Origin of the sequence: Sphingobacterium sp. JUb56 (assembly GCF_014191365.1) — a bacterium.
Lineage (GTDB): Bacteria > Bacteroidota > Bacteroidia > Sphingobacteriales > Sphingobacteriaceae > Sphingobacterium > Sphingobacterium anhuiense.
Genome location: NZ_JACHWL010000001.1, coordinates 1663443 through 1675734, shown reverse-complemented (window position 1 = coordinate 1675734; position 12292 = coordinate 1663443). Strand labels below are relative to the sequence as shown.

The following is a 12292-nucleotide window of genomic DNA, read 5'->3' as shown; positions in this document are numbered from 1 at the left end:
CAAACAGACTTAGCGCCTGTTTATTTTTTACTTTATATCATCATACTGGATATACTGGTGATATTAACCCCTTTAAAAAGAGTAGCATCTCAGTCCGACTGATGACCTGACAATATTACTTCTTTTTTCTTAGACTTTCACCTTTTAGCTCAATTCGATATGATCCATGAATTAGTCTATCGAGTATTGCATCTGCAATCCTTGGATTGAGTTTGAACTACTCAAGAAAAACTTGGTTGATTAATGTGTCTAATGAGAGAGTTTTCTTCTAATTTCAGCAGCTTTTCATAATGGTGAATATTAACATCTTGAGAAACTGATTATTATAAGGAGTCTAAAATCAAAAGTTTAATCGAGAACTTTATTAAGATCAACTACCAGCAGAAGTTGATTATGGCATCTGCCATTTATTCAATTTTAATTCAATAAATTCGGAGTTTAATTTTCTAAGTTTTACAATGATAATAATTTGATCTTTAATGGCAGTTCTACAAATTGAGACAGAAAGAATTCTTCTAATTCCCTACGATAAAATTCTGATAAATAAGATACAAGTAGCGGATTATTCCATATTTAATGATATGGGGATAATTCCAGCTGAAGGTTGGCCAGATGAAGATGTTTTAGATACATTGCCACGGATATTGATTAATTTAGAAAAGGTATCATCTCCAACAGGATTTGAGTCATGGATGGTTATCGTAAAAGAAAAGAATGAAATTATCGGTGACATCGGATTCAAAGGTCGGCCAGATTCTCTGGGAAGGATAGATCTAGGATATGGAATTGTTGAAAGCGCCCGGAAAAAAGGCTACGCAAGGGAAGCTGCTTTAGGCTTGATAAATTGGGCATTTAAGGATGTACAAGTTATTGAGATAACTGCTAAATGTGACGTTGAAAATATTGGATCCATCAATTTATTAAGTTCTCTTAATTTTGAAAGAAAGAATCCAGAAGAAAATATGATAGGATGGAGTTTGGTTAGAAATTAAATTTTGCTGGAAGAGTCTATGTTTGTCTATTTATCAGATTGCCAAAGCTACATGCCTTACCATCGACAAGATTGAAAAACTGAAATAAATTAAATCATATAAAACGTATAAAGCCATTCTGCCAAGAATGGCTTTATACGTTTTATACCTTACGGCTTTCCGTATTTTTTGATCAAACCGATAATCACAAAATCCCATTTCAGTAACAGCTGTTATTGGAGCCAATGCTTTGAGTGCAATCCGGAGCGAGCTTTGTCTTGTTTGCTTCGCAGATCCCTTCGGGATTCTTCGGTGGGCGCTCCCGCAATTATGAAAACAAAAGCTATATAAGAGCGTAGTGGAGTCTTTAAAGCAAAATGCCCGTAGCTATCGGGCAGATGCCGTTATAGGCTTCTGCGTTAATATTGATGAACTCTCGTGCAAAGGAACCCCAATCGTTTATGATCACCGCTATCGGTAGATCTGGATTGCTCAATGAAATTCAACAAATACAATCAGAAGAAGTAGGTGGAGATATCGATGGCTCTGTTATTAAGAACAAAGTCAAAGTAAGCTTGATCATTGAACGTTACACCAATATAAAAATGGACTTTTGAGAAACACAGTGTATTCTAATATCGTTGATCTTTGACTTAGTAAAACAATCTTAGTTTTAAAATAGTTAAACGTAAATAGAATTTTTATGGATCAAGCACAAATAAAGAATTTACTGGACAGTCAAAGAACTTATTTCCTTTCAGGCGCAACTTTGGATGTAGATTTTAGAATAGAGCAATTGCTAAAACTAAAAGCAAGTTTTGTAAAATACGAACCACAAATCATAGAAGCGGTAAAAAAAGATATGGGCAGAAATGAAATGGAAACGTATTTAATAGAATTGAACTGGGTGTTAGATGAACTCAATAATACCATTAAAAATCTGAAAGATTGGGCGCAAGAGCAACATGTACAAACGCCTGCAATTTTTATGGAAAATGAAAGTATAATAAAGCCAGAGCCTTTAGGCACGGTGTTTATTTTGAGCGCATGGAATTTTGCTAACTGGCAGGTTTTCGGTCCATTGGTTGGAGCGATAGCCGCAGGGAATACAGCTGTCGTAAAGCCTTCTTCTGATTCTCCTGCCTGTGGCGAAGTAATCAATGAAATTGTGGAAACTACCTTTTCACCTAATTATATCAAATGTATTTTGGGTGATGTTGAGCTAGTAAACCGTGTTTTAGAAGAGCGTTTTGATCTCCTATTTTTTACAGGAAGTCCTCGCGTCGGTAAAATCATTCAAGCGGCCGCATCAAAACATTTAACGCCAACAATTCTAGAACTAGGTGGTAAAAGTCCAGCCATTGTAGATGAGACTGCAGATTTAGAAAAGGCTGCTAAGCGCATAGTAAGGGCAAAATTATTCAATACAGGTCAGATTTGTGTATCAGTAGATCACGTATATGTCCATTCGAGCATCAAAGAAAAATTCATCACATTATGTAAAAAATACATGGTTGAATTTTACGGGGAAGATGCATCTCAAAGTGAGGATTATGGTTTTATCATCAACCAAAGGAATTATGAGAGACTGGTCGGGCTGATGAACAACAGTGGTACATTGGTTTTTGGTGGACAGTCAGACGCTTCAAAACGCTACATTGCACCCGCTATTTTAGATAATGTAACCGAGGATGATCTTATTATGCAAGAAGAAATTTTTGGACCAATTATGCCTGTACTTACATTCGATTCCATTGACGAATTAGTCGCACTTCAAAAAACGAAAGAAAAGCCATTGGCCCTGTACTTTTTTAGTAAAGACAAAAAGAGTCAAGATTTGGTAATTACACATACCAGTGCGGGCGGTGTAACTATTAATGACTGCATGATTCACGCGGCATCAAAATATCTGCCATTTGGGGGTGTAGGAAACAGTGGAATGGGTAATTATGTTGGTGAAGCAAGTTTCAAAACCTTTACCCATTTCAAACCTATCATGGTCGCCGTTGATAATGATTCGATTGATGATTCATTAAATTACCCGCCATATGCTGGCAAGTTGGAAAAGTTAAAATTATTCAGTGAAAATGCTGATTAATTTTAATCAACTTACATTAATAAATAAAAATTCCAATAACTAATAGAGCTGCATTTACATAAGTGTTTTTTGAAAATTTATAGCGATACCGTTTTTTCCAATTTTAATGTTGGATTGTTCGGTATCGCCTTTTATGATTAAAAATACACAACAGTATAAATTGCAATTTTGAACAACAAAATAGAAATAATATTTTCATGATATTTGTTAGAAGTTCAATTAAAACAAAATATGGAAGGTAAGAAGGAAATTATATTTGATAGACTGGTGTATTCCTGTCAGTTCAGACAGCATAGAGGTTATGAAGAGTTCATGCCCGAACATTTATTAGGATTCCAACTTTCGGGAGAAACGCATGCTGTTTATCCAGGCGGAACTGCCATCATTCCTGAAAATTCAGTGGTGCTAATCAAAAGAAATCAGCTTATCCGTACGACAAAATATCCCGCAAAGGATGGGCAATATAAATTTATCTCGATTACTTTAGATCAGGAAGTTTTACAGAAATATGCACTAGAAAATAAAATTGAGTTAGACAGCAGATATACAGGAAAGCAGCGTTTATTTTTTGAATCGGATGATTTTCTAAAAAGCTATTTCAGCTCTCTGGCACCTTATGTCAATAAGAAAAAAGAAGCTACGCCAAGACTTGCAGAACTTAAAATAAAAGAAGCAATTGAATTGCTATTGCAAAGTAACACTGATTTTAAACAGATTTTGTTTGATTTTTCATCACCTTATAAAATCGATCTGGAAGATTTTATGAAACAAAATTATATGTTTAATGTTCCAGTAGAATCATTTGCAACTCTTACCGGACGTAGCTTGTCCGGATTTAAACGTGATTTTTCGGAGATCTTTAAAACAACACCCAAGCAATGGCTTTTACAAAGGCGACTGGAAGAAGCTCATTACTTAATCCAATATTTAAAACAAAAACCAGCAGAATTTTATCTGGATTTAGGCTTTGAAAACCTTTCCCATTTTTACGCTTCTTTTAAAAAGAAGTATGGTGTAACTACTTCAGAAGTAAGAAACATTGCGGAATAATAAAGAACTATAATGATCAGACCGATTGTCTGAATTTAAACAAGAAATACAATGGAAATCAAAAACTCAAGAATACTGATCACCGGTGGAGCAACCGGAATGGGCTACGAAATGGCCAAAATATTTAAAGATAGAGGAGCAGAGGTGCTTATCTGCGGACGTACAGAGAAAACAGTTAACGAGGCTGCACAGGAATTAGATATTTTAGGATTTACTGCAGATGTTTCGAATGAACACGATGTAGAAAATTTATTCAAATATGTTGAAGAGAAATGGGGTGGTCTCGATGTGTTAATCAACAATGCAGGTGTCGGTTATTTCAGTGAACTGGCTTCGACAACTACAGCAGATTTTACCCGTGTGTGGGATATCAATGTTAAAGGGGCGTTTATGGTCGGAAGAGAAGCATCGAAAATTTTTATTCGTCAAAACAGAGGAAATATCATCAATATTGGGTCTACAGCAAGTTTATACGGATTTGCAAACGGTTCTGCTTATGTAGCCAGCAAATTTGCATTAAAAGGACTGACTGAATGCTGGAGGGCTGAACTAAGAAAATATAATGTTAGAGTGATGCAGATAAATCCAAGTGAAGTCGTTACCGATTTCGGTGAAAAATCCGGATATGGCTCTGATAAAAACGGTAAAAAATTAACTGCTGCCGAAATTGCGCATGTATCGCTATCGATGTTGACAATGGATGATATAGGTTTCATTACCGATGCTACCGTATGGGCTACAAACCCTTAGTTATAGGCACCTATTAAGTTAGGGATATCTGTTATTCTCCATTTTAATAATAGGTTGAATTATTGATCTAATCCTTTAACTATGAATTAGTTAAAAACCAAATTATGATGTTAAAAAAAGAAAAATTAGAACTGGTCAGAAAATTCTATCCGAATGCTTTGACCACAATAGATGTGCTCAATAAAATCATTGATTTTATTGAAGATGAGCTTCAGATGCCACCTTCAACGGTAATGCTGGCAGACAGCATCTGTAGCGATGATGTCAATAGTATCCAGTATCCCGCAAGAGCAACACAAGAATTTCTCGGTCCCTTTAAAATGGGCGGTTTGAACGGATTCCCTTTTACCGGATTAACCGGCATGGGAGCCTTTGCCAGCCATGTTCCCGATGATGGTGCCATACTCATTTATTACGGACCACATATCGGAATTTCCAAAGAGGGCAAGATCGGAGAAATTCTACGCTACGGTCAGCATGCTACATCCGGATGCTGCGGTGCGGCAAAAGGTGCTTTAAAAAAACTGTCCGACGGTGTTCTTGTTGAAGGAAATGTAACAGACATGGACTATCAGATGAATACGATTGAACAGATTATTTTGAAGCAAAAAGATAGAATACTAGGTTCAGAAACCCCAGTACGTGAAGCTACCGAAGTTATCTACGAAGCCATCGATGCAAGGATACAGGAATTAGTAGCTGCTACAACTTATAACTGTAAATATGTGATACTTATGGGCGGAGTGATGATAAATAGCGATTCGGATGTCGGTTCTTTTTCATCAACGAAACGTTTTGATGTGATCAATCTTGAAGATAAGAGTAAGAAGAGTTACTTATCGTTTTTGTCTTAACCAAAATAATTGAATGATACTGCCTATGCAAACCAGAACTGCAGTAGCATTCAATAAATAGCAATCATTTATATTATGTATACAGGGAGAAGATACACCGCTTTAGTTTTTTTTAAATGGACCTTGCGCAAAACATTGTGGATGTTTTTGATCGCTGCAATTCCAACAGTCCTTTACGCACTTGGTTGGCATTTTCTTTCGCTGCCCTGGCAGCCGCTGGCACTGTTGGGTACAGCATTAGCTTTTAGTGTCGGCTTCAAGAACAATGCAAGTTATGGAAGACTGTGGGAAGCCAGACAGATTTATGGTGCCATCATAAACGATAGCCGAAGTTTTGCATTTACGTTGCGTGACACCTTGGGAGGAAAGGAAGATAAGACCGTGCAAATGATGTTTTACAGACATTTTGCCTGGCTCACTGCTTTACGTTTTCAACTTCGAGAGTTTCGCCCTTGGGAGAACACCAAAAACAGGAGCAATAAGAATTTTTCTGAAGGAAATTTTAGTATTCCCGAATGGGGGAGTCATGTTGAGGATGAGCTGAAGCGCTATTTAAATGAGGATGAGCTGAAGTACATTTTATCTAAAAAAAATAAATCAACCCAGCTTATTGCATTACAGTCTGAGAGTTTAGGAAAACTCAAAAAAGAAGGCGTTTTGAGCCATATTGAATGGTTAGAACTTCAAAAATGCATTACCCGTCTCATTGACGATCAGGGTAAGGCAGAAAGAATCAAAAACTTTCCGTACCCACGTAATTTCGAGACGGTCATGACCTTCTTGATGTATATTTTTATTTTCCTGTTACCATTTGGATTGCTTAAGGAATACGAGGCTCTAGGGAAAGATACTTTTTTGGAAGGATACACGATCTGGTTTAATATTCCTTTTACTGCGCTCATAGCTTGGGCTTTTCACATATTGGATACCATTGGAGAAAGTTCCGTCAATCCATTTGAAGGCAATCCCAATGATGTCCCGATTACACAAATCAGCCGAATGCTGGAAATCGATTTGAAAGATATGCTAGATGATAAAAATTTACCGGAGCCATTGGCTGCGCAGAATAATATTTTAATGTAATAAATACCTTTATGATAGAGAGTTTTGTATTTTATTTAGGGCTAGTTATGGTCATTATTTTTGCGATTATGCTCGCGAAAAAAATGAAAATTGCATACCCCATTCTTCTGGTTGTTGCCGGTCTGCTTATAAGCCTCATACCGGGAATTCCCACAATCAAGATTGAGCCTGAATTAATTTTTATCATTTTTCTTCCGCCACTTTTATATGAAGGAGCTTTTCAGGTATCCTGGAAAGAATTATGGAAATTGAGACGTATTATTGCAAGTTTTGCCTTTATAATCGTTTTACTGACAGCAATCATAGTCGCCTTCGTAGCCAATACCTATATCCCTGGGTTTTCATTAGCATTAGGATTTGTTTTAGGTGGTATTGTATCACCTCCAGATGCTGTAAGTGCAGGAGCCATTCTAAAATATGTAAAAATACCAAAAAACTACTCGACTGTTTTAGAAGGGGAGAGCCTTTTTAATGATGCTTCATCTTTGATTATTTTTCGATTCGCAATGGTGGCCGTAGCGACCGGCCAGTTTATATGGCAGGATGCCGCAATGAGCTTTGGCTGGATGGTTATTGGTGGCGTCGGAATCGGATTGGCAGTAGCTTTTATCTTTCTAAAAGTCCACAAAATTTTCCCTACCGATGTTAATATGGATATCATTCTAAGTTTGGCAGCACCTTACGTCATGTATATTGCCGCAGAAGAAGTTCATTCCTCCGGTGTTATGTCCGTTGTTAGTGGAGGTTTATTTCTTTCACTGAGGAGGCATGAATGGCTAAAAACGCCCGAATCACGTTTGAAAGGGTTTAATGTATGGGAGAGTTTTACATTCTTGATTAATGGAATCGTCTTTTTGATTATCGGACTTGATTTACCGGAAATTACAACGGGACTTAAAAATGAAGGCATAGAAATTTCAGATGCAATAGGTTATGGATTGCTGATCACAGTCATCTTAATTATAGTTCGTTTTATTGCTTCTTACGGAGCAGTTATTACAACCTTGATTATGCGAAACTTCATTCAAGTTGCAGATCCCAATCCTGATCGTAAAGCGCCTCTACTTTTTGGGTGGACAGGAATGCGCGGTGTGGTTTCATTGGCAGCAGCATTGTCAATTCCGGTAACACTCGAAAATGGTCAGCCATTTCCGCACAGGGATCTTATTTTGTTCATTACTTTTATTGTTATTCTGGTGACATTGATCCTTCAGGGTCTTACGCTTCCTGCACTGATCAAATGGTTAAATATACCTGTCGAAACCCCCTATCATTTGCCTGAAAAAGAAGCAAGCTTAGTGCTGCAGAAAGGAATGAAAGATGTTGCTTTATCTTATCTTAGTGAGAACTTTAAAACCGATCAAGATAAAAATCTATATATCAAAAATATGATCACCAGATGGGAGAAGGAAGAAGATGAAGACTCCATTTTTACACTCTCTGAAGAAGGTAAGGCGATCTATTTTGCCACCATGGAAAAACAGCGTGAATGGCTGAGAAAAGAAAACAGGGACAACCCGTTGATCGACGAAGAAGTGACCAGGCTCTATCTCCTAAAATTAGATTTAGAGGAGGAGCGCTTAAGAATTGAATAATAGAGTTAAAATTAGTACATAGACACGAATAGTGTCTATGTACTAATTTTATATTTATACTCATCGAAGGTAAGGTGGTGCAGAAGTTTGGCTGTTCGTCACTGGAAGTGATCCGCTGTGCGAAGATGACACTTAAGCCAGAGTATTTCTGATCATTTCTACATGTTTTCGGTTTCTAATCCTTCAACATTGGAGGCATTGGCCAATTATATTCTAATCCTTCGAGAGATATTGCTTTTAACCTTTTCTCATCAACCTTATATTTCTTTTGGATTTTGGCTTTGAGATTTTTCACCAACTTCTGTTGGTAGTCACTGTTCTTGTCGGAATTAATGATACTCGTTCTTGGGTACTTCGTGTCTGCTAATAACATAGATTTATCTTCAGCTTCGATAAGCTCTTTGAATATCAATTTTCTCTTTTCGATTGTTAGTGATTTATCATCAGCATATTTGGGATCTTTTTCAGTATGTATTTTAAAATGTTGTACAGATATAGTAGGCTCATTTTCAATTTTAGCTTTCGAAACTCGAGCAATCCATTGTCCCATACCACTTTCACTATGCTCCACCGTTTGAAACAGAAAGAGATTGAGAGCATTAGGACGATAGCTGCTATTTCGTATTGAATCATATATATGGATTAAAAGTTGCCTATTCCTTTCTTCATTTAAACCATCGTCATCTTTTAAAATGATATCCGCTCTGTACAGAGTTCTAGTTGAGCTTGTAGTAATTGTTGGTGCTGAAATTTCATATCCAAGAAGCGTTATGTTCTCACTTCTAATTGTATCCATTGATGAACTTGTATTTACAGTAGTACCTGACGTGGTACAATTGATGCATAACATTGCTATTAGAGGAAATAAATAAAAAATGCTGTATTTCATAAGACGATTATAAAACCTTTAAGGTTAGATCTAATTTATTGCAATTCATCTGTATATAAATACGGCTTCCCGTACTTTTTAATCAATCCGATCACCACAAAAATCCCATATCAACAACAGCTGTTATTGGAGCCAATGCTTTGAGTGAAATAGGAGTGAGCTTCGTTTATTTTGCTTCGCAGATCCCTTCGGGATTTTTCCGTGGGCGCTCCCGCAATTATCAAAACAAAAACAGGAGCTATAATAAAAATCTACCAGTAACATCCACCAACCTCAAAGTTTTTCCATCGTCAGAAAATTCAAATATTGACTTTCCTTTAATTCGCAGTTCTTGGCCTCTCTTTATCCGTTTGGAAGATCTTTAGCTAACTTAGCTTCTTCTCTGATTGTGATTTCAGAAATATTGTGGTGGTGAAGGCTGTTCGCTATTAACAGGGCAGTTTCAAGATTCATCAACAGCATAAAGTTTTCGAAAGACGTACTCTAAATCAATTGGTTGCCTCTTGGATTCAGCTATCAAAAAGATAGTATTCAGATTATTTTTGGTACCCTATACTTTTTTTCTGTTTGTAATTTTGCATCATATTCTAAATTAATAGTTTATGAAAAATAAAGATATAGACAATTTCAATAATATACCCGTTTCTTTTCATTCGGTTAAAAAGCAAGGATGCGCTCCTGTGCCTTTGTCCATCCTTGATGTGGCTACAACTGGAAGAGGTTATTCAAGTATTGAAGCAATTAATAACAGTATTGAGCTTGCCAAACTTGCAGATAAACGGGGCTTTGCCCGCTATTGGGTAGCTGAGCACCACGGAATGCCAGCTGTTTCTACCTCTTCACCCGCGATGTTGCTATCCCGACTGATCGGCGAAACACAACAAATAAGATTAGGATCTGGTGGCATGATGCTACCAAATTTTCCGCCTTTGGTCGTTGCTGAGCAATTTGGTATGCTGGAGGCGATGGCTCCAGGGCGTATCGATCTTGGAATAGGACGTGCACCGGGGACCAATGAGCTTACAGCCTCAGCACTCCGTCGTGAGCAGTTCGGAGCTGAAAATTTTCCAGAACAGTTGACGGAGTTACTCCATTTTCTTGAAGATGATTTTCCTGTAGGACATCCTTACAAAGGCAAGGTATTTGCCGTTCCTGGGCCCGGTCAAGATTTTGAAAACGGTATTGCACGATCTTTTAAAAGACCATCAGTTTGGCTATTGGGATCTAGTGGTTATTCTGCGCAATTGGCAGGAAAGTTAGGACTACCATTTGCCTTTGCTGCGCAACTGGCACCTGAAAACATGTTGGCCGCATTTGAACTTTATAGAAAGTACTTCAGACCTTCAAAAGTACTTGACAGTCCTTACACCATTGCTTGCTTTTCTGTTTATGCAGCAGACAATGAAGAAGAGGCCAAATCACAGTCATATTCGGTATCACATAGTATGCTCCGAATGATGAACAGGCAATCATATATAATTCCATCTCCGGAAGAATTAAAAAATTACAAGTACAGTGATTCCGAAAGGTATATATTGGACGGTTGGAACCATAAAATGTTCTATGGAACTGCAGACCAGGTCGTAAGTAAGCTTAATCACTTTCAACAGATTTCAGGGGCAGATGAATTGATGATAGCCAACTTAGGTCATTCTCTCGACGGGATAATGCATTCTGCAAAACTGATAGCAGATGCATACCATATGCCCAATCTGAGTCTGTAGAAATCATTAGTTTTAGCGTAATGCCATCTAGAAAAATGAAATCTATAGAGTGCGCTATTTTTGCCGAAATCTTTTTGAAAATTGAAGGTATAAAAAATACAGTATAGAGAACGGTATCAAAATGGTAGTAACCAGTGATATTATGGTAGCAGATCAATAACATAATATCTTGACTTTTGCAATGATATTACTACATGAACAAGTCAATTAGTGTGGTGTTTTAAATAATAATAAAGAAAACATGAAAAAAATATTTCTGGCAGTTACGTTTACGTTATTAGCCGCAATAGTGTTTGGACAATCCAACGTAGGTACGAAGCCTACCATTCAGTTAGTTAGAAATGCCACTTTACTTATAGAGTATGGTGGGCAGAGAATTCTTGTTGATCCGATGTTATCTCCAAAAGGAGCTATCGATTCTTGGGCGGGAATCCAACGCAATCCAACAATTGAGCTGAAAATGCCAGTTGAGGAGATTGTTAAAGATGTTAATTTAGTGCTTGTTTCCCATAGTCATGAAGATCATTTTGATAAAGTGGCGAGTAAAACCCTTAACAAATCGATCGAATTGATGATCCAACCTGCAGATAAAGATTTCTTTGAAAAGGAAGGTTTTAGTAATGCAACCGTTCTCAATGACACTAAACTATGGAATGGGATTAACATCCATCGTCTAGAAGGTCAACACGGAAGTGGTGAGGTATTGAAGATGATGGGCAAGACTTCTGGATTTATACTAGAAGCTAAAAACCAACCTACCGTATATATTGTCGGAGATGCAATCTGGACAGATGATATCAAGCAAAATATTAAAAAATATAAGCCAGATTACATCGTTGTTAATTCCGGAGGAGCACTTATAAAAGGATTTGAAAATGTTCCGATTATTATGAACGAAGAACAGACAATGGCTCTCATCCGTGAAAGTGGTCATGCAAAAGTTATTGCAGTACACATGGACGCATTGGACCATTGCCGTACAACAAGAAGTTCTTTAATTCAGAAAGCTTCCGAGTTGAAGATCGGTAAAGATAAATTGATAGTCCCTCAAGATACAGAAGTTATTACGTTGTCACTTTAGGTGACATAGCATTTTGTTAAAAAAGAATCAGAGTCTTATCAAAAGGCGTAAACCCCAAACCCACTCAATAAAGTGGGTTTGGGGTTTAAATATATTTTTTTTAAAGGTGTTCTTCATCGGTCTTTTTTACACTACATTATACCATGTTGTTAATTCTGAAATGTATAAAAAAAATTGGGAAAAGAACTTTTAGTACA

General features: G+C 37.1%; 11 protein-coding genes and 1 pseudogene. 10 read left to right on the top strand and 2 right to left on the bottom strand.

Annotation, left to right across the window (positions count from 1 at the left end):
* Positions 1–115 precede the first annotated feature (115 nt).
* Positions 116–208: pseudogene (locus FHR29_RS26440) on the bottom strand (ATP-binding protein); the annotation flags it as partial.
* Between the two features lie 271 nt (positions 209–479).
* On the opposite strand from FHR29_RS26440, the gene FHR29_RS06920 reads away from it, so the two are divergent.
* The 8 genes from FHR29_RS06920 to FHR29_RS06885 all read left to right on the top strand — a co-directional run bounded on the left by FHR29_RS06920 (position 480) and on the right by FHR29_RS06885 (position 8401).
* Positions 480–992 carry a GNAT family N-acetyltransferase gene (locus FHR29_RS06920; protein ID WP_183913333.1) on the top strand — a complete coding sequence of 171 codons (513 nt, stop codon included), beginning with the start codon at positions 480–482 and terminating at the stop codon, positions 990–992.
* Positions 993–1396: 404 nt separating this feature from the next.
* On the top strand, positions 1397–1588 hold the full coding sequence (locus FHR29_RS06915; protein WP_183913331.1) for a hypothetical protein: 192 nt from the start codon (positions 1397–1399) through the stop codon (positions 1586–1588).
* A gap of 86 nt (positions 1589–1674) precedes the next feature.
* Complete coding sequence (locus FHR29_RS06910) at positions 1675–3069, top strand: aldehyde dehydrogenase family protein (RefSeq protein WP_183913329.1); 1395 nt, start codon at positions 1675–1677, stop codon at positions 3067–3069.
* Positions 3070–3300: 231 nt separating this feature from the next.
* A complete protein-coding gene (locus tag FHR29_RS06905; RefSeq protein ID WP_183913327.1) occupies positions 3301–4119 on the top strand; it encodes an AraC family transcriptional regulator in 819 nt (272 codons plus the stop codon).
* A gap of 51 nt (positions 4120–4170) precedes the next feature.
* The gene (locus tag FHR29_RS06900; RefSeq protein ID WP_183913325.1) at positions 4171–4869 is read left to right on the top strand and encodes an SDR family oxidoreductase; all 699 of its coding nucleotides are present in this window, start codon (positions 4171–4173) and stop codon (positions 4867–4869) included.
* A gap of 104 nt (positions 4870–4973) precedes the next feature.
* On the top strand, positions 4974–5723 hold the full coding sequence (locus FHR29_RS06895) for a hypothetical protein (RefSeq protein ID WP_221197818.1): 750 nt from the start codon (positions 4974–4976) through the stop codon (positions 5721–5723).
* 123 nt (positions 5724–5846) lie between these two features.
* A complete protein-coding gene (locus FHR29_RS06890; protein ID WP_260291928.1) occupies positions 5847–6806 on the top strand; it encodes a bestrophin family protein in 960 nt (319 codons plus the stop codon).
* A gap of 11 nt (positions 6807–6817) precedes the next feature.
* Positions 6818–8401: a Na+/H+ antiporter gene (locus tag FHR29_RS06885; RefSeq protein WP_183913321.1), complete on the top strand. Its 1584-nt coding sequence runs from the start codon at positions 6818–6820 to the stop codon at positions 8399–8401.
* A 175-nt stretch (positions 8402–8576) separates the two neighbouring features.
* Here the strand turns inward: FHR29_RS06885 and FHR29_RS06880 are convergent, their stop codons facing one another.
* Complete coding sequence (locus FHR29_RS06880) at positions 8577–9197, bottom strand: hypothetical protein (RefSeq protein ID WP_183913319.1); 621 nt, start codon at positions 9195–9197, stop codon at positions 8577–8579.
* Positions 9198–9892: 695 nt separating this feature from the next.
* On the opposite strand from FHR29_RS06880, the gene FHR29_RS06875 reads away from it, so the two are divergent.
* Both FHR29_RS06875 and FHR29_RS06870 read left to right on the top strand, forming a co-directional pair.
* Entirely contained in the window at positions 9893–11014 is a 1122-nt protein-coding gene (locus FHR29_RS06875) for an LLM class flavin-dependent oxidoreductase (RefSeq protein WP_183913317.1), read from the top strand.
* 241 nt (positions 11015–11255) lie between these two features.
* Positions 11256–12095, top strand: coding sequence for an MBL fold metallo-hydrolase (locus tag FHR29_RS06870; protein ID WP_183913315.1), 840 nt, complete (start codon positions 11256–11258; stop codon positions 12093–12095).
* Positions 12096–12292 lie beyond the last annotated feature (197 nt).

Excerpts from the sequence above, each read along its gene's own strand:
- FHR29_RS06870 (WP_183913315.1), top strand. The coding sequence starts at position 11,256 with ATGAAAAAAATATTTCTGGCAGTTACGTTTACGTTATTAGCCGCAATA.
- FHR29_RS06895 (WP_221197818.1), top strand. The coding sequence starts at position 4,974 with ATGATGTTAAAAAAAGAAAAATTAGAACTGGTCAGAAAATTCTATCCG.
- FHR29_RS06910 (WP_183913329.1), top strand. The coding sequence starts at position 1,675 with ATGGATCAAGCACAAATAAAGAATTTACTGGACAGTCAAAGAACTTAT.
- FHR29_RS06920 (WP_183913333.1), top strand. The coding sequence starts at position 480 with ATGGCAGTTCTACAAATTGAGACAGAAAGAATTCTTCTAATTCCCTAC.
- FHR29_RS06885 (WP_183913321.1), top strand. The coding sequence starts at position 6,818 with ATGATAGAGAGTTTTGTATTTTATTTAGGGCTAGTTATGGTCATTATT.
- FHR29_RS06875 (WP_183913317.1), top strand. The coding sequence starts at position 9,893 with ATGAAAAATAAAGATATAGACAATTTCAATAATATACCCGTTTCTTTT.
- FHR29_RS06905 (WP_183913327.1), top strand. The coding sequence starts at position 3,301 with ATGGAAGGTAAGAAGGAAATTATATTTGATAGACTGGTGTATTCCTGT.
- FHR29_RS06880 (WP_183913319.1), bottom strand. The coding sequence starts at position 9,197 with ATGGATACAATTAGAAGTGAGAACATAACGCTTCTTGGATATGAAATT.
- FHR29_RS06900 (WP_183913325.1), top strand. The coding sequence starts at position 4,171 with ATGGAAATCAAAAACTCAAGAATACTGATCACCGGTGGAGCAACCGGA.